We start from the raw sequence: 18,475 nt of genomic DNA on the forward strand, positions 1-18,475 counted from the left end.
CCTACCTGTAAGCAACAACCCGCTTACACAGAAAACTTGACAGGCTCCACCACCACGGCCAGGGACGAACCCGCCCAGATCGCCGCCGCCCCCGCGGTCAGCACGGTCAGTGCCAGCTTGGTGGTCAGCTTGGCCAGCACGTCGGCGATCGCGTCACGCACCATGTCATGCACGATCTGCACGATCGTGGACGCCACCGTCAGCGCGGTCGAGATACCCCCGGACAGTGAGGCCGCCAGCGACAGGCGGGCGGCGTTATCCAGCTGAAAAGACTTATACGCACCCACCGCCACAGACTCCTGCCCGGCCAGGCGCACCTGGATCGAGTCGGTCAGGTCCACGCTGCACTCACCCAGCTTGGTGGAGATATTCGCCCAGGTCTGCGCCCCCGCAGCCACCTGCCCGGGACTACCGGTCAGCTCATACAACCAGGTCTTAAGCGGGTCCAGGTGCTCAATCACCCACCCGATCGCGGTGCCCAGCACCTCACCGATCGGGTCCAGCCCCAGCGCCACCGTATCCGCCACCGTCGCCAACCCCGCAAACGCGTCATCCACCCACGAGTCAGTCTCCAACGCGTCAATAACATCCTGGCTATCCTCAATCAGACGCAACCCCGACAACCCCGTCGAAGTCTCCTGCGCCTGCGCCACCAAAGGATTACCCCCACCAACAGACGAACCCCCACCGAAGGAGCCGCCGGAACCACCAAAACCACCACCGGAGCCGCCCCCGCCGGCATAACCCCCGCCGCCGAAGGCGCCACCACCACTGCTACCGGGCTCACCGGGCAAACCACCACCATCGCCAGCGCCAGCCGTGGCGGTGGTGGTGCCCCCGCCCGCGGTGGTGGTGTTGGTGGTGTCATTGGTGACGGGCTGGCCGGTGACCGGGTCACCCATGAGCTCGAAGTACCTATTCACAGGGATCACTTTCCAAGCAGAACAACGAACAAAACGAACAAGCAGGACCACGAACCAGGACAGGACCCGGGGGAGAGCGGGCAGGGGCCCCGGCTACCACCCGCCCAGGGCCCGGGCACCGGTAGCCGCATCATCATCGGTGTCGTCCAGCTCCTGCGCCACGGCCCGCAGCCCCAGGCCCGCGTCCTCCACGCTCTGGCCAGTGCTACCCACCGCGCCGGCAACCGCCGTGGACAACAACGCATAAGCCGGCACAAACAAAGGCGAGCACAACACCCCGAACGCATCCGACGCCAACGCCTGCCCACCAGCATCCACCACCACCCCCACACCATCAGCCACACCCAGGGCATCACTGCCACCCGAGCGCAGCACATCGGTGTCAATCTCAATACCATCCGCCACAACCATCACTCCCCACACACCATCAGCAGCAAAACCACCTACACCACCACAGCACGGCACCGGCACAGCCTCACCGCCGCCCCGGCCCCTTCGGATCGCCCCACTGCGCAGGCCGCACCGGCATGGGCGACACCATCCACGCCGACCGCCCGTCCCGGCCCTCACCACCATCACGCCGCGGCTGCGAGTCACCCGAACGCTGCCGCTGCACGCCGTCGTCCGCGCCCTGATCCTGCCGATAGGACTCCAACACCTGCCTACCCAGAGCAGAGTCCGCACCCAGGGTCTCATCAACCACCAGCCGCACCTGCTCGCCCGCCCGCCTGCGCGCATCAGCCAACGCCATCATCACCGCATCCGACAAACCCCGCCGCGACAAATCCTCACTAGCAGGCAGAAACGAAACCCCCAGCAACCGGCCCGCCACATCAATCTCCACACTCACCTCACGCCCCCGAGAAGAACCCTTGACCCGAATACCCTCAGCCCGCTCCCGCAACCGCACAGCCGCCCGCGCATCACGCCGAGACCGCTCCACATCCGCACGAATACGCGCCAAACGCTCCTCAAGCGAAGCCTCATCCCAACCCACACCCGCGACGGCAACAACCCCATAACCCCCACACCACCCAAACCCCACGTGACAATCACCACAAACCACCACCGAGGCCCTCAAAGCAGCCGCCACAGCGAGGTGCCAGGCGCCGCCTGCGCCGACTATCTGGACGCCTGCAGGTCCTCCAGGTCCTCGGCGTCGATCACCTCGTAGGCGTAGCCCTGCTCGGCCAGGAAGCGCTGCCGGTGGGCGGCGAACTCCTGGTCCACCGTGTCCCGGGCGATCACCGTGTAGAAGTGTGCCTGCCGCCCGTCGTCCTTGGGGCGCACAATCCGCCCAAGCCGCTGCGCCTCCTCCTGCCGCGAGCCGAAGGAACCCGACACCTGCACGGCCACCGAGGCGCCGGGCAGGTCGATGGAGAAGTTGGCGACCTTGGAGACCACCAGCGTGCTCACCTCGCCGGAGCGGAAGGCCTCGTACAGGCGCTGACGCTCGCGCACCGTCGTCGACCCGGTGATCAGCGGCGCCCCCAGATGCTCCGCCAGTTCCTCCAGCTGATCCACGTACTGGCCGATCACCAGCGCCGACTCCCCGGGGTGCCGGGCCAGCAGGCGCTCGACGATCCGCAGCTTCGCCGGCGTGGAGGCGGCCAGCCGGTAGCGCTCATCGGCTTCGGCGGTGGCGTAGGTCATCCGCTCCCCGGCGTCCAGCGTCAGCCGCACCTCCGTGCACACGGCCGGAGCGATCCACCCCTGATTCTCCAGGTCCTTCCAGGGGGCGTCGTAGCGCTTCGGACCGATCAGCGAGAACACCTCGTCCTCCCGCCCATCCTCACGCACCAGCGTCGCCGTCAGCCCCAGCCGACGGCGGGCCTGCAGGTCCGCCGTCATACGGAAGATCGGGGCGGGCAGCAGATGCACCTCGTCGTAGACGATCAGTCCCCAGTCGCGGGCATCCAGCAGATCCAGGTGCGGATAGACGCCCTTCCGCTTGGTGGTCAGCACCTGGTAGGTGGCGATCGTGACCGGCCGGATCTCCTTGCGTGAGCCCGAGTACTCGCCGATCTCATCGGCGGTCAGGGAGGTGAAGCGCATCAATTCCTGCTTCCACTGGCGGGCGGAGACGGCGTTGGTCACCAGGATCAGGGTGGTGGTGGCCGAGCGGGCCATGGAGGCCGCCCCCACCAGCGTCTTGCCCGCTCCGCACGGCAGCACGACGACGCCGGAGCCACCCGCCCAGAAGGAATCGACCGCCTCGCTCTGGTAGGGCCGCAGCGCGAAGGCGCCCTCGACCCCGGCTGCCACATCCGCCGCCGAGTCCTTGAGCGCGATCGGGTGCGCCTCGCCGTCGACGTAGCCGGCCAGGTCCTCCGCCGGCCACCCAAGTTTGATCAGCACCTGCTTGAGGTGACCGCGCTCGGAGGGGTGCACCACCACGTCCGCGTCCCCCAGGCGTGCCCCCAGCAGACCCTTGGTGCGCTTGGACCGCATGACCTCCGCCAGGACGGGGGCGTCGGTGGCGTGCAGCACCAGACCGTGCGCCGGGTCGGTCACCAGCTGCAGCCGCCCGTAGCGGCCCATGGTCTCGGCGATCTCGGTCAGCAGCGAATGCGGCACCGGGAAGCGCGAATAGGTGATCAGTACATGGACCACCGTCTCCGCATCCAGGCCGGCGGCGCGCGCATTCCACAGCGCCAACGGGGTGATCCGGTAGGTGTGGATGTGCTCCGGGGCGCGCTCGAGCTCGGCGAAGGGCGCGATGGCGCGGCGGGCGTCGGCGGCATCCGGGTGGGAGACCTCCAGCAGGACAGTCTTGTCGCTCTGGACGATCAGCGGGCCGTCGGGCGCGGCGGCGGGGGAGTGGCCGGGGTCTGACATGGGCGGGAGTATCGCAGGGGCGCGGCGCCCGCCGCCGTGACCCAGCAGACGCCTTCACCACCGGCGGATCGACGTCGAGATCGGTAGGAGTTATGTGCCGAGATCGGCTGATATGACGGCATCCTGACCCGGGCGACGGCGATGCCGTGCGGCTACTGCCATAGACTCGCCGGTGAGGTGGAGGGGAAGTAGTCCGCCTCGCGTACGATGGAGTCGATACCGTCCAGGATGTCGTCCAGGGCGAGTCTGAGGCCGCCCATAACGACGGCGTCGTCGCCCAGTCGGGACGCCGCTACCTGCGGGGGGAAGGGACACAGCTCACCGAGCCTGCGGGTGAATCGGGGCAGGAACAGGTCCGCCTGGGCGGAGAAGGCGCCGCCGACGACGACCACCTGCGGCGCTACCGCGAGCACCATGGCGGCGGTTCCCGTGGCCAGCACATCGGCGTACTCGTCGAGTGCGGACAATGCCTGTGCCTCCCCGCGTCGAGCGGACGCGAACAGTTGCTCGCGGCGTGGGCTCGCGCCGTCGTAAAGGGAGTCGGCGAAGGTCTCGTCCTCCAGTTCGCGCCACCGCAGCTGCGGCAGCTCACCGATCAGGCCGGCGGCCCCGTGGAGGCCCTCGTGAACCCGCCCGTTGATCACGCTGGCGGCGCCGGTACGGCTGCCTGCGAGGATGAAGACGACGTCGTCAACCCCCGCGGCAGCGCCCTTCCAGGACTCTCCCCGTGCTCCCAGCGTGCAGTCGCCGGCGCTACGAACCCTGGAGCCCAGTGCGACGCGGACCGCCTCATCCAACTCAATGCCCTGCCATCCGGGCATGCCGTAGCCGCCGAAGTAGGCCACGCGCCCGTCATGCACGACGCCGGGTGAGGCCACAGTGCAGGTCCACAGGGGGCCGCCCCCGGCGCGCGACAGGGTCTTGCGGGCGAGTTCGGTGGACGCCTTCAATCTGGCGTCTGCCGATAGATCCTCGGCCAGTTCCCGCCGACTGCGCACCAAGACGGTGCCGGCCAGATCGGCGGCCATCGCGGTGACGTGGTGCGCGCCGATGTCCAGGGACAGCACATGGCCCGCGTCCGGACTGAGGCCCACATAAGTGGCGGGTCTGCCCGGCCGGGGCGTTTGGGGGGTTACGGCGGTCTCTGTCAGCCAGCCGAGCTCGCTCAGATCCGCCACCACCGACTCGGCTGCCGGGCGGGTGATACCGGTTCCTGCGGCGATGTCCGCCAGGGTCTGTGGCCCGCCCAGGCAGTAGCGCAGGACGGCAGACATGTTGGCGCGGCGTTGGATGCGGCGGGGTGCTCTCACGACAGGCTCCAGGCAAGGGTGGTGGCGGACTTGACTTTAATAAGTAAGTATAGTTTTAATGGTTGCATCGCAACTCCTCCTGAGGACTCAAGGATGACAGACCTCGCTCATACCGCAGCTCAGATCGAGCCCGTATCGCGGTCCGCAAGCCGGTCCGCGCGGCGACGCCGCAACGTGCTGACCGCTTACGCCTACCTCGCGCCCGCGCTCGTCGGCTTCCTGGTGTTCTATCTGATCCCGATGGCGCGCGGACTGCAGATCTCGTTGACCGACTGGGACCTGATCACGCAGCCCCGCTTCGTCGGACTGGGCAACTACCGCCGGCTCCTGGCCGATGAGAACTTCCTGCACAGCCTGGTGATCACGGCCACCTACGTGCTGGTCAACATCACCACGCAGACCGCCGCCGGCCTGGGGATCGCGCTTCTGATGCAGCGCATCAGCCACTCCACGCTCGTGCGCTCGATGCTGCTGGTGCCGTGGCTGGTGCCCAATGTGACCATCGCGGTGATCACCCTGTTCGTCCTCGATCCGAATGTCGGTCTGCTCAATCACCTGCTGGGCGGCGTGGGTGTGGGCCCCATTGCCTTCTACGGCAACCCCGACCTGGCGATCATCACTGTGGCACTGGTGAACTCGTGGCGGAACATGGGTTACACGGCGCTGCTCATATTCGCCGGCATGCAAACCGTCCCCCGCATGGTCTACGAGGCCGCTGAACTGGACGGCTCCTCAACCGCTCGCACCCTGTGGTCCGTCACCCTGCCGCTGATCAGACCGGTGCTCGTAATGGTCGTCGTCGTCTCAATGATCGGCTCCTTCCAGATCTTCGACACCGTCGCCGTCGCAACCAAAGGAGGTCCCGTGGGAGCAACCCGGGTGATCTACTTCTACATCTACGAGAAGGCCTTCCAGCAGGGGCAGATGGGTTACGCCGCGGCCATGGCCGTGGTACTGCTGCTGATCATCTTGGTCATGACACTTATCCAGCTGCGGGTCTCCCGGGCAGCGGAATCGGATCTGGGGTGAATGACATGACCGACACCGCACGCACCGTTACTCGTCGGCCCGCCCTGCTGCGCCGCCCCGGCCGAGTCCTGGGCTGGGCCCTGCTGATCCTGCTGCTGCTGATTACGCTGACGCCCTTCGCCTGGGCGATCCGCACCGCGCTGATCTCCAACGCCGAGGTCTTCAACGGCGACTATTCCCTCATTCCGCGCAACCTGACTCTGATCAACTTCAAACGGGTACTCGGGCTGGTCGGCGTGGAGGAGAGCCTCGCCGCCGGCGGGTCGGGCGCCAAGATGTACTTCTGGCTCTATCTGCGCAACTCGCTGATCTTCACCGCGCTGCTGGTAGTGGGCCAGGTGACTACCTCCACCATGGCCGCCTACGCCTTCTCCCGGCTGCGCTTCCCCGGGCGGGACCTGCTGTTCGGGCTGCTGCTGACCGGCATGATGATCCCCCCGATCTTCATCGTGCTGCCGAACTTCGTGCTCATCAAGAACGCGGGCCTGCTGAACACCTTCACCGGCCTGCTCGCCCCCTACGTGCTGGTCAGCCCCTTCGCGATCTTCTTCCTGCGCCAGTTCATGCTCTCGCTGCCCCGGGAGGTGGAGGAGGCGGCCATGCTCGACGGCGCAGGCTCGTGGACCACCTTCCGCAAGGTGATAGTCCCGATGACTGCCACGCCGATCACCACAGTGGCGATTATCCAGGCGGTCTTCGCCTGGAACGAGTACCTGTGGCCACAGCTGATCGGCCAGGACCACGGGGTCCGCCTGCTCAACGTGGCGCTGGCCGTCTTCCAACAGAGCTCGCCCTCCACCCGCCCCGACTGGACCGGCCTCATGGCCGCAGCCACCCTGCAGACGATCCCCATGCTGATCGTCCTGCTGGTACTGGGCCGCAAGCTCGTCTCCTCCATCAGCCTCACCTCAGCCAAGTGAAACCGCGCCATCGGCGCCCAATCCCATCTCGAAGGAGAGAACCATGAAACGCACCATCGCGTTCCTGACCGCCGTCGCCCTATCCGGCGCGACTTTGGCGGCCTGCACCCCGGCGGAACTCAGCTCCGACGGCGACGGCGGCAAGAACATCGTCTACTCGCTGTGGGACCCCAACCAGCAGACGGCCTACCAGAAGTGCGCCGACGCCTTCACCAAGGAGACCGGCATCGGCGTCACCATCGATCAGAAGGGCTGGGACGACTACTGGCAGAACCTCACCGTCGGCCTGAACTCCGGGACCGCCCCGGACGTGATCACCAACCACGTCGCCCACTACCCCGAGTTCGCCTCCAAGGGAGCACTGGCGGACCTGTCGGACCGCATTGAGAAGGACGGGATCGACCTGGACCAGTACACCGGTGACCTGGCCTCCCTGTGGAACTACGACGGCAAGACCTACGGCATCCCCCAGGACTGGGACACCATCGCCCTGGTCTACAACGTCAAGGACGTAAAGGACGCGGGCGTCGATCCGGCTGATCTTAAAAACCTGGACTGGAACCCGACCGACGGCGGTTCCTTCGGCAAGCTCATCGCCCGCCTGACCGTCGACGAGAACGGCGTGCGGGGAGATGAGCCCGGCTTCGACAAGACCAAGGTGGCCACCTACGGCTGGGGCCTGGAGACCGGCGGTGGGGTAGTCGGTCAGGGCCCCTGGTCCTGGCTGGCCCTGTCCAACGGCTTCGACTACCTGGACAAGAATCCCTTCGGGACCCGCTACAACCTCGACTCGCCCAAGCTGATCGAGGCCATGGCCTGGTGGCAGAAGCAAATCGATGCCGGTTATGTCACTCCGGTTGAGCAGGCCGGAAACCTGGGGCTGGAGCCAATGATGGAGCAGAACAAGGCGGCCCTGGTTCCCGACGGCTCCTGGCGGATCAACACCTGGGCCGGTTCCGAGGCGCAGGAGTTCGCCTTCGCCCCGCTGCCCAAGGGTCCCGAGGGGCGCAAGACCATCATTAACGGTCTGGCTCCCTCCATCACCGCCTCATCCAAGCATCAGGATGAGGCCTGGCAGTGGGTCAAGTACCTGACCTCCGAGGCCTGCCAGTCGGTAATCGCCCAGGAAGCCGTCGTCTTCCCGTCCATCACGGCACAGTCCGAGGCCGCCGCCAAGGCCCACGAGGCCGCCGGAGTGGACGTCTCGGCCTTCCTCGACATCGCCCAGGACCCCGAGGCGCTGTCCTACTACCCGATCACCTTCAAGGCCGATGAGATCAACTCCGAGGCCGACGTGGTGATCGAACGAATCCAGCGCGGTGAGGCCGATCCCGCCACCGCCCTGCCCGAGCTGGCCACCAAGGTCAACTCCCTGCTGGAGGAGTGATAGCCATGACGTCCCCTGTGTCCGTACAGCTGATCCTGACGCGTCAAGGCACCACCTGGACCCTCCAGGGCGACCTCGCCGGACAGAGCCCGCATACAGCCGACCCATCAGTCGGCGTCGTCCTGCCTGCCGGCTCCATGGTGGTCGAGCACCCTGGCCGGGACACCGCGGAGTTCTACCGGCACGGGTGGACGTCATGGTCACCGACCTCCTGGTGGTCTCAGGGGCGCCGCCCCTGGAGGGTGTGGGAGAACCCCGAGCGCACGGCCACCGCGGAGGACCTCGCGACCGACCGCTACGACCGCCACCGCTCCTACCTGCTCACCGCCGTGGAGCTGCCGGAGAGCCCGGATGCACCTGGGGAGGTGGAGTATCTGCTGGTGGGCAGTCTCGCCGGCAGGAGCGGCGTCCTCGATGTACTACCCGGACGAATCGAGGCGACCACTCTGGGCCGGGCCGGCCGGGACCATGGAGAAGTAGTCGAGGGCGCCGACGCAGAGGCCGGAATCGACTGGTGGATCGGTGTCGGCCCGGAGCTGGAGGTGTTCGGGCGTTGGACGCAAGCCCTGGCGGACTCCGTCGGGCTGTCCGTGGAGCCGCGCGCACGGCGCGATGATCCGGGGCCCGTGTGGTCCTCCTGGTACTCGTGGTTCGAGGAAATCACCGCCGAGAGGATCGAGGCCGAGATCCTCCCGGCCGCGGCCAACGGCTACGGCGTCGTCCAGATAGACGACGGTTGGCAGCGCGCCGTGGGCGACTGGGAGCCCAATTCGGACTTCCCCGAGGGAATGGCCGCTCTCGCGGAGCGCATTCACGACGCCGACATGGAGGCCGGGCTGTGGCTGGCCCCGTTCATTGTGTCGGCGGAATCACCGGTGGCTCGGCTCCATCCCGAACTGCTCGTGCGCGCACAATCGGGGGAGCCGGCTGTAGCCGGTTACAACTGGGCGGCGCCCTACTTCGCCTTGGACTGCACCAACCCAGCTGCGCTGGAGTGGGTTCGTGACCTAATCGGGCGGGTTACTCGGTGGGGATTTGGCTACCTCAAACTGGACTTCCTCAACGCCGCCGCCATGTGTGGCGTCCGTCATTGCAGTCTGGACAGGGAGGAGGCGTATCGGCTCGGGCTGGAGGCCGTGCGGGAGGCCGCTCCCGATGCCTACCTGATGGCCTCGGGTGCTGTAATCGCGCCCTCACTGGGATTGGTGGACGGAATACGTGTGGGCCCCGATACAGCCCCGTACTGGGACAACACCGAGCGGCACCGCGACCCCAGCGGTCCGGGGGTGCGTAACGCGTTGCGTGCCGCTGTTGCCAGGAGATGGCTGAGTGGCATCGTAGCCACGGATCCGGATGTGGCCTTCGTGCGCTCGCGGGGATCACTCCTAAGCCCCGAGGCGTGTGCCATCACGCGGGACATGGCGCTAGTGGCCGGAGTTGTCGGCTGTTCCGACCCGGACGCGTGGTTGACGGAGGCCGAGCGGCAGCAGGTCCGTGCGCTGTGCGCCCGTGCCAGGTCCGGACCGCGGGTGCACAACACGGGTCGTTACCGCTTCGAAGTGGACGGGAGCATCGTTGACTTCGAGCCCTGGATCAACCCGTCCGTTCGCATCAGCGACCGCATCCTGGCAAAATGAGATCGAGTATGTTTACACATGGAAAGGAGCGACTCAAAATGTCTGACAACGCCTTCGGTGTGCGTAGGCGAGCTATTCTGGGAGGGGCCTTATCCGCTTTCGCCCTCTCAGCCGCCGGCGGCCCTGCGGTCGCATCTGAGGCGCCGGCCTCGAGAGTGTCCCGTGAGCGTCGGATCCAGAATGGTCTGGATATATCTACGGCTAGCCCGTTGCCTCCGCTGACTCCTCGCGTGGATCCGTCTACTCCTCAGTTGGGAGGGTATCATCTGATCGCGTCGGATGAGTTTTCGGAGTCCCTTGACGGCGGGTTGTTCTTGGATGATTACCTGCCTCACTGGTCCACGGGTGCTACGAGGGCCGATTACGATGTCGTCGACGGACATCTGCGTCTGATAATGCGTAAGGATCGGCAGGAGTGGGATCCGGCCTACGATTCGGGTATGCGGATCAGTTCCGTGCAGACTTACGAGCGCAATGACCTGCATCGCTGGACCAACTATCCGGGGACGGCGAGAGATGTGGTCCCGTTCAGAGGTCATTTGCAGAAGTATGGACACTTCGAGCTCCGGGCGCGTATGGCGGAAGGTGGCGGGAGCCATTGCGCCTGGTGGATGATCGGCGCCAATCAGGATCAGCCCGAAGGTGCCGGCATCATCGGGAGAGAGTCCGGCGAAGTCGATATCTTCGAGGTTCTCGGGAAGGACCGGGCCACCGGCGGAGCCTTTTCCGTGCATGCCTGGAGGGATCACTTCGGCCTGTTCCCCATTAAGCAATCCTTTGTGCTGCCGGATGGTGCGAGCTTCGCGGACGACTTCCACGTCTTTGAATTCGACTGGGATGCTCGGGGGATGAGGATGGCCATTGATGGGGTCACGGTAGCGTCTACGCGCATGACGGTGGGTTATCCCATGATGACCCTGTTGGGTATCTATGACAATCTCAAGGGAGGCTGGACCGGACCGTACGATCCGGCGGTGCCGTACCCGAAGTACTTCGAAATCGATTACTTCAGGGCTTATCAGGAGACTCCGAGCCTCCCCTATGAGCTGACCATCGCGGATGGCTACCTGCGTGGTCAGACTCGGTCCGACAGGTGGGTGACGCGATGGCTCGGCGGAGACGGGAACGACGCCACACTGGCCAATGTGTGGGTTCCGGAGGACGGGGAGTACACGCTGACATTCAGTTATCGGTGTGCTGAGGAGCGCAGTTTCCGCGTGCTGGTTGCCGGTCTGGTGGAGGCGGAGATCAAGGGAGTGTCTAACGGCACTTTCACGGGGAACTTCTCCAAGCTGCCGATCAAGGTGAGGCTTTCAGCCGGAGTCAACTCCATCACGGTGGACAACCCCGATGGTCCGGCGCCGGACTTCGGGAACCTACGGGTCGACTACTGACTTGCACAGGGGCTGGGGGGAGGTGGCGGCGACCCGGGTAGATTGGTGCGGGTGGGTGCAGGTGATGCCGGTCCAATTCGCGCCGAGGAACCGCTGGGAAGTGGCGCGCGTAACTCTGGACGCGCATTCACGGGAGCCGGCGTCGAGCAGTTGGCCGCCCACCTGATGGCCCTGCCCGATCGCGACGTCGCCGCGCTTCTCGCCGCCCGTCCCGATCTGGTGTCTCCGCCCTCCGCCTCCTTCACCGCCCTGGCCGCGCGCGCCTGCGCCCGTCCCAGTGTGGAGGCCGCCCTGCGTGACCTGGATGCAGTCACCATCGCCGTTGCCGAGGCCGTCGTCGCCCTGGGCCATACCAACGCCGACGCCCTGGCGCCCGCCCTGGAGTTGGCTGTCGAGGACGTCGCCGCTCGCCTGGTGGTGCTCGCCCGCTTGGCGCTGGTAATAGACGTCGGCCCGGTCCCCGGGCTCGCCGACGCCTTCGGCCCCTATCCCTTCGGACTCGGCCCCGCCGCCGCCGAGCCGCTCGCCTCCGAACAGCTCCCACCCGCGCTCACCGCCCTGGAGCAGGCCCCCGCCCCAATCGCCGGTATCAAGGTGCTGCAGGCCCTCGCCTGGGGGCCGCCGGTCGGCACCCTTGATCCGGGCCACCGCTCCGCCGGCGCGGTTGAACTCGTCCGCCGCGGCTGGCTCGAACGCGACGCCGACGCCGCCGGACGCACCCGCTTCATACTTCCGCGGGAGATCGGCCTCGCCCTGCGTGCGGGTCGTCTGGTTCGTCAGCCCCTCGTGCCCCCGGACGTCGACGACCTGAAGACGCTGACTGCGGACGCGATCGCCGCGGAGGCCGTAAACCACGCCGATGAGGTGGTTCGGCTCACCCGTGAGTTGCTTGCCGAATGGGGCCGGGAGGGCGGGCGGATCCTGCGCACCGGCGGCGTGGGCGTACGGGCACTCGACCGCACTGCCGCCGCGCTCGACCTGGAGCGGTCGGCGGCCGCCACCATCATCGAACTGGCCGCCGGCGCCGAACTCCTCGGTCTGGACGAGGCCGGGACCGCCTGGGTGCCGGCGGACACGGTCCCAGCATGGTTGGACTGCGAGCTGCCCGAGCAGTGGGCGGCGCTCGCGGTCGCCTGGGCCGGCTCGGCACGCACCCCCTGGCTCGTGGGCACCCGTGGCGACGACGGCGCTCTGCGCCCCGTCCTCGGGACCGATGTCGAGGCCGCCTGGGCGGCCGGGCTGCGCCACCGCATCCTGGTCCTGCTCGGCTCACTGCCGCAGGGCACGACCGTCAACGCCGACTGGGTCCATGCCCGTCTCACCTTCGCCCTGCCTCGCCGACCCCTGCCCGAGGGGGCCGTGGCCGCGGTGCTGGCCGAGGCGGAACTGCTCGGCATCACCGGTGGCGGTGCTCTCAGCCGCGCCGGGCACGTCCTGGCCGCATCCCTTAATGTCGACGCCGAGTCCGCCCCACCCGTGGACGCCACTGCCGGCGCCGACCCCGACCTCGACGGGCGGGTTCTCCTTGCACTTGAGCAGGCGCTGGCGGCGGATCTGCCCGCTCCGGTGGACATGCTCCTGGTGCAGTCCGATCTGACCGCGATCGTCCCGGGTCGTCCTGCCCCCGCACTGGTGGCCGTGCTGGAGCGCAGCAGCGTCGTCGAGTCCCGGGGCGGTGCTCTGACTGTCCGATTCACCCCCCAGTCCGTGCGCCGTGCCCTGGATGGCGGCTGGTCCGCCTCCGAGCTCCTCCGGGTCCTGAGCGGCTTCAGCCCGGCCCCCCTGCCGGGGGCGCTGAAGGTTCTCGTCGAAGACGCCGCCCGGCGCCATGGGGCAGTGCGCGTGCGCGAGGTCACCAGCGTTCTGCGGGTGGCCGACCCGGCCGTCGCCGCCGGGATCCTCGCCGACGCCGCCCTGGTGGACCTGGGCCTGGACGAGGTGGCGCCCGGCGTAATCCTGTCAACTGCGCCCGCCGGGGTGGTGCTGCGCGAGTTGCGCGCCGGCGGGCTCGCCCCCGTCCTGGAGAACGAGCGCGGCCGGGTGCTGGTGAGCGCCCATCCCGGGACCGGACGCCGTGCGCCCTCCCCGGCGCCCGCTCATCCCGGCAACGAGTACACCGTCCGTCGACGCCGCCCCGGTCGCCGGGAGTTGGGCGCCCTGGTGGCGCGGATGCGCGCAGGCGAGGAGATGCGGCGTGCCAGCGGCGATGCGCCGACGGCAGCCATCGACCCGGTGCACGTCCTGGCGTTGCTGAGGCAGGCACAGGCCTCCCGGGGGCGAGTGCGTCTGCGCCTGGCCGGGCCCGACGGAGCGGTGCAGGAACGCACCGTGCGGGTTATGGCCGTCGAGCCCGGGCGGGTCCGTCTGGCCGATTCGGTGCGGGAGACGGAACTGACCGTCGCCGTCCACCGTATCGTGTCGGTCGAAGGCCCGTGACCCCCGCTGGCGATCACGTGGGCGGTGAATGCTACGGACACGAGTTGGACCGGCCGCCTACACTGGAACCGTGACTGACGCAGCGACAGACACGTCGAAGAACCCCTTGAGCCGGTCGGAGCGCTCCGCGAGCGACCGTCCCGGCGCCCTGCCGACGGCGGCGCAGCAGGCCGCCGCCGCCAGAGACAAGGTGCTGACCTCCGAGGTCGCCATTGAGGCGGCCCGCAGTGCCCTGGGAGAGATCACCGAGCCGGTCAGCGTCGGCCGATACGCCGCCTCCCGCCAATTGGACAAGCGACTGATCACTCATCTGTTCGAATGCAATCTAGCCGGCTATCGTGGCTGGCGCTGGGCCGTGACCATGGCCCGCCCCCCGCGCGGCCGCACCGCCACGATCTGTGAGCTGGAGCTGCTCCCCGGAGAGGAGGCCCTGCTCGCCCCCGCCTGGGTGCCGTGGGCGGACCGCCTGCGTCCCGGAGACGCCTCTCGTTCCGACCGGCTGCCTCGCCGTGAAACCGACGAGCGCCTCGAACCCGGCTGGGAGGCCACCGGTGAGGACTCCGATGCCGTCGCCCTGGATGAACTCGACCTCGGGCGCGCCCGGGTACTGTCCGCCGAGGGTTACCGTCGTGCGGCGCAGCGCTGGTACGACGGGGACAACGGCCCCGACGCCGACGGCGTACGCAAGGCGCATGCCACCTGCTCCACCTGCGGCTTCCTGTTGCCCATGGCCGGGCGCCTGCGCAACACCTTCGGCGTGTGTGCCAACGAGTGGGCCACCGACGACGGCCGCGTAGTATCGATGGATCACGGCTGCGGCGCCCATTCAGAGACGGATCTGCCCGATCAGGGACCGGAGTGGCCGGTGACGCCTTCGCGTCTGGACGAGGCGGCCATGGAGCCGCTGGCCACTAACGGCTCCGACTTGCGCGGCGGGCACGGCCTCGACGAGGTCCGGGCGGAGGAGTTGGGCGCGGCCACAGACGCCGCGCCCGTCGAAGACTCAGCCGGCCCCGCCGCCGCGGATGACAGTGCTGCGGAGGAAGGCGCTGCGGAGGACGCTGAGAACTCCGGGCGTGGTCGGGAGGAACGACACGCGCAGGTCCCGGTCCAGTCGGAGGAGCCCGCCGAGGCGGAGAAGGCCGATGCGCTGCGCCGCGCCGCCTCCGCTCGTGATGCCGTCGCCGACCTGGCTCAGGAACACGGCCACCACGATGCCGCGCGGCCCAGCGACGCGGCCACGGCGCTGGCCGAACTGGAGGCCGCGCTACCCTCCCGCTCCTGAAGGGCGGGAGCACCGCGGCCACGGTCGTCCCAAGGTGTGGCTGCGGTTTCGTCGTCGCCGCGGCGTCTGGGACAATCCGGTCCCGTGACTACTCACACCCCAACTCCCGCAGCATCCGAATCAACGAAGTCAAGCCCCTCCCGCAGTGCGGTGGACCGCTTCTTCCGCATCACTGAGCGCGGCTCAACCGTGGCGCGCGAGGTCCGCGGCGGCATCGTCACGTTCTTCACGATGGCCTACATCCTGGTTCTGAACCCGCTGGTACTGTCCACACCCCACGACGGGATCGCCCCCCTGGGCACCCCACAGCAGATCGCTGCGGGTACGGCCTTCATCGCGGGCATCATCACGATCCTCATGGGTCTGCTCGCCAATTACCCGATGGCGCTTGCTGCGGGCTTGGGCATCAACGCCATGGTCGCCTACACCATGGTGGGCATGAGCGGCATGACCTACGCCGACGCCATGGGCCTGGTGGTGATCGAGGGCGTCATCATCCTGGTCCTCGTACTCACCGGCTTCCGTGAGGCGGTGTTCAAAGCAGTCCCGGCGGACATAAAGACCGCGATCTCGGTGGGCATCGGCCTGTTCATCGCCTTGATCGGTCTGGTGGACGCCAAGGTGGTGCGCGCTGGCGGCACTCCCCTGGAACTCGGCCTGGGCGGCTCCCTACAGGGATGGCCGGTGTTGGTGTTCCTGTTCGGCCTGTTCCTCATCCTGGTGCTGCACGTGCGCCAGGTGCGCGGATCGATCCTCATCGGCATCGTCGCGTCCACCGTCCTGGCCGCCGTCATCGAGGCCTTCGCCCACCTGGGTGCCTTCAACGAGGAGACCAACCCCACCGGCTGGTCGCTGTCCATCCCCTCCTTGCAGGGCGCACCCGTAGAGCTGCCGAGCCTGGCGACGCTGGGCCAGTTCAGCCTGCTGGGCAGCGTCGAGAAGGTCGGCGTCGTCTCAGTGGTGCTGCTCGTCTTCTCCCTCATGCTTGCCGACTTCTTCGACACCATGGGCACCATGGTCGCCATTGGTGCCGAGGGCGACCTGCTGGACGAGAACGGCAACCCGCCGCGTACCCGCGAGATCCTCGTGGTTGATTCGCTGGGCGCGATCGCGGGCGGCGCCGGGGGCGTGTCCTCCAACACCTCCTACATCGAGTCCGCCGCGGGTGTCGGTGAGGGGGCCCGCACCGGGCTGGCCTCAATAGTCACCGGCATGCTGTTCCTGGCCAGCATGTTCATCGCCCCGATCGTGTCGATGGTGCCCTATGAGGCGGCGACCCCGGCGCTGGTCGTCGTCGGCTTCCTGATGATGACCCAGGTTACTGACATCGACTGGAAGACGCCGGAGATCGCCCTGCCGGCTTTCATCACCATCATCATGATGCCGTTCTCATACTCCATCACCAACGGCATCGGTGCGGGCTTCGTCTCCTACCTGGTTGTCCAGTTGGCCCGTGGCAGGGGCAAGCAGATCCACCCGCTGATGTGGGTGGCCTCCTTGCTGTTCGTGATCTACTTCACGCTCGAACCCATCAAGGCTATCCTCGGCGTGGGCTGACTGCGTGACGGCGGGCCCGCCGGGCCCGGGCCGGCGGTGGTCGAAGGCGGGGGTGCGCGTCGACGGATGCGATGCGGGCGGTCGGGGTGAAGTGGCCGGCCGTCGGGGTGAGTGCGCCCGTAACCGACCCCCGATTTTGCTGACCCCCTGTTCTTTCTTTGATGTACAGATGTACAATCGGACCGATCCCGTAACCCCGTGCGGCCCGACGCCGCGCCCGCCGTCACAATGAAAACTGGAGTCTCCTCCCCACCGTGAGCAGCACCTTCGCGTCACTGAAGTTCCACAATTATCGAATCTGGTTCTTCGCCGCGCTCGTGGCCAACACCGGCACCTGGATGCAGCGTGTGGCCCAGGACTGGCTGGTGCTGCGAATACTGACCGAAGACTCCGCCTCCGCCACCGGCATTACGACGGCACTCCAGTTCCTGCCGGCCATGCTGTTCAGCGCCCATGCCGGACTGGTCGCGGACCGAGTGGACCAACGCAAGTTCCTCATCGTCACCCAGACGGCTATGGGTCTGGTCTCCCTGGCCCTGGCCGTCGACGTGCTCGCCGGTCATGCCGCCCTCTGGCACGTCTACCTCGCAGCCTTCGCCACGGGTCTGGCCTCTGCCTACGATGCCCCGGCCCGCCAGATCTTCGTCGGTCGGATGGTTCCCGCCGAGAGCCTGGCCAACGCGGTGGGGCTCAACTCCGCCTCCTTCAACGCCGCCCGACTGCTGGGCCCCGCAGCCAGCGGCCTGGTGATCGCCTGGGTCGGGCCCGGGTGGGTCTTCCTCGTCAACGCCCTGACCTTCCTGTTCCCCGCCCTCGCGCTGGCCGGCATGCGCGTGTCGGAGCTGTACGAGGTTGCGCGTGTGGGGCGCGCCAAGGGTCAGCTGCGGGCTGGTCTGGCCTACATCCGCCACCGCACGGACCTGATGGTGATCATCGCCGTGATCACCATCGTCTCAATGTTCACCCTCAACTTCCAGGTGACGATGGCGGCCATGGTGCGCTCCGCCTTCGATATGGAGTCCGACGCCTACGGCACCGTGTCCTCGGTGTTCGCCGTGGGCTCCCTGGCGGGGGCGCTGTGGGCGGCGCGCCGCAAGTCGCCGCGTGTGCGCACCCTGGTGGTCGCCTCATTCTTCCTGGGCGTGTTCACGATTCTCATGGCGCTCATGCCCGGTTACCGGTCGTTCGCGCTCTGCTCGATCCCGGTGGGGCTGTGCGTGCTCACGGTGCTGACCAGCGCCAACCAGACCATTCAGCTGACCACCGAGCCGGCCATGCGGGGACGAGTCATGAGTATCTACATGATGTTCTTCCTCGGCACCATGCCGATCGGCGCTCCTATCATGGGGTGGGTGTCGGACCAGTGGGGACCGCGTGTGTCCATCCTGGCCGGCGGCATCGCCGCGGTCACGGTCGCCGTCGTCGCCGGTATCTGGGCGCGGCGTCACTGGCACATCGACTTCGCCTATTCCTCGACCCGCCCGTTCCTGGCCACCATCGGTCCGCGTGAACGCGCCGGGCGGGCAGGCACCGTGGTGGAAGGTGCTGCCGCGCAGGGCGACGCGACCGATGACATCTCGGAGTCGGGCGGCGGCGCCGCTTCTTGACCGGCGCCCCGATACCCACCGGCCGCCCTGCCCGCGTCGAACCGGCGGCTCGGATCTGACGGTCGGCCGGGACGACTCTGCGGCGCGGCGGCCTGGTCGGCGCGGGTGTGGCCGCCTCCGATGCGGTGCGTCGCGGCCCGCAGCCCGACGCC

Annotated in this window: 14 protein-coding genes; 9 read left to right on the forward strand and 5 right to left on the reverse strand. The window is 67.7% G+C overall.

The features are described 5' to 3' along the window. Positions 1–23: 23 nt before the first annotated feature. The 5 genes from Q4A20_RS08625 to Q4A20_RS08645 all read right to left on the reverse strand — a co-directional run bounded on the left by Q4A20_RS08625 (position 24) and on the right by Q4A20_RS08645 (position 5,071). Positions 24–932 carry a hypothetical protein gene (locus Q4A20_RS08625; RefSeq protein WP_303122319.1) on the reverse strand — a complete coding sequence of 303 codons (909 nt, stop codon included), beginning with the start codon at positions 930–932 and terminating at the stop codon, positions 24–26. Between the two features lie 84 nt (positions 933–1,016). After that, positions 1,017–1,334, reverse strand: a complete 318-nt coding sequence (locus tag Q4A20_RS08630) for a hypothetical protein (protein WP_303122320.1) — start codon at positions 1,332–1,334, stop codon at positions 1,017–1,019. A 64-nt stretch (positions 1,335–1,398) separates the two neighbouring features. Beyond that, positions 1,399–1,887, reverse strand: coding sequence for a YbaB/EbfC family nucleoid-associated protein (locus Q4A20_RS08635; protein ID WP_303122321.1), 489 nt, complete (start codon positions 1,885–1,887; stop codon positions 1,399–1,401). Between the two features lie 158 nt (positions 1,888–2,045). Beyond that, on the reverse strand, positions 2,046–3,761 hold the full coding sequence (locus tag Q4A20_RS08640; protein WP_303122322.1) for a DNA repair helicase XPB: 1,716 nt from the start codon (positions 3,759–3,761) through the stop codon (positions 2,046–2,048). A 152-nt stretch (positions 3,762–3,913) separates the two neighbouring features. Continuing rightward, entirely contained in the window at positions 3,914–5,071 is a 1,158-nt protein-coding gene (locus Q4A20_RS08645; RefSeq protein WP_303122323.1) for an ROK family protein, read from the reverse strand. Between the two features lie 93 nt (positions 5,072–5,164). Here Q4A20_RS08645 and Q4A20_RS08650 point away from each other — a divergent pair, with 93 nt between their 5' ends. The 9 genes from Q4A20_RS08650 (at position 5,165) to Q4A20_RS08690 (ending at position 18,323) form a co-directional block, all read left to right on the forward strand. Beyond that, a complete protein-coding gene (locus tag Q4A20_RS08650; RefSeq protein WP_303122324.1) occupies positions 5,165–6,100 on the forward strand; it encodes a carbohydrate ABC transporter permease in 936 nt (311 codons plus the stop codon). A gap of 5 nt (positions 6,101–6,105) precedes the next feature. Then, complete coding sequence (locus Q4A20_RS08655) at positions 6,106–7,020, forward strand: carbohydrate ABC transporter permease (RefSeq protein ID WP_303122325.1); 915 nt, start codon at positions 6,106–6,108, stop codon at positions 7,018–7,020. Positions 7,021–7,063: 43 nt separating this feature from the next. Further along, on the forward strand, positions 7,064–8,407 hold the full coding sequence (locus tag Q4A20_RS08660) for a sugar ABC transporter substrate-binding protein (RefSeq protein ID WP_303122327.1): 1,344 nt from the start codon (positions 7,064–7,066) through the stop codon (positions 8,405–8,407). 5 nt (positions 8,408–8,412) lie between these two features. Then, complete coding sequence (locus Q4A20_RS08665; protein WP_303122328.1) at positions 8,413–10,044, forward strand: glycoside hydrolase family 36 protein; 1,632 nt, start codon at positions 8,413–8,415, stop codon at positions 10,042–10,044. Between the two features lie 230 nt (positions 10,045–10,274). Next, positions 10,275–11,438, forward strand: a complete 1,164-nt coding sequence (locus Q4A20_RS08670; RefSeq protein WP_303122329.1) for a family 16 glycosylhydrolase — start codon at positions 10,275–10,277, stop codon at positions 11,436–11,438. Positions 11,439–11,489: 51 nt separating this feature from the next. Beyond that, positions 11,490–13,874 carry a helicase-associated domain-containing protein gene (locus tag Q4A20_RS08675; protein WP_303122330.1) on the forward strand — a complete coding sequence of 795 codons (2,385 nt, stop codon included), beginning with the start codon at positions 11,490–11,492 and terminating at the stop codon, positions 13,872–13,874. 70 nt (positions 13,875–13,944) lie between these two features. After that, on the forward strand, positions 13,945–15,159 hold the full coding sequence (locus Q4A20_RS08680) for a DUF3027 domain-containing protein (protein ID WP_303122331.1): 1,215 nt from the start codon (positions 13,945–13,947) through the stop codon (positions 15,157–15,159). A gap of 84 nt (positions 15,160–15,243) precedes the next feature. After that, positions 15,244–16,716, forward strand: a complete 1,473-nt coding sequence (locus Q4A20_RS08685; RefSeq protein ID WP_303122333.1) for an NCS2 family permease — start codon at positions 15,244–15,246, stop codon at positions 16,714–16,716. A gap of 254 nt (positions 16,717–16,970) precedes the next feature. Continuing rightward, the gene (locus tag Q4A20_RS08690) at positions 16,971–18,323 is read left to right on the forward strand and encodes an MFS transporter (protein WP_303122335.1); all 1,353 of its coding nucleotides are present in this window, start codon (positions 16,971–16,973) and stop codon (positions 18,321–18,323) included. Positions 18,324–18,475 lie beyond the last annotated feature (152 nt).

This window comes from Actinomyces sp. (assembly GCF_030530635.1).
Classification (GTDB): Bacteria; Actinomycetota; Actinomycetes; order Actinomycetales; family Actinomycetaceae; genus Actinomyces.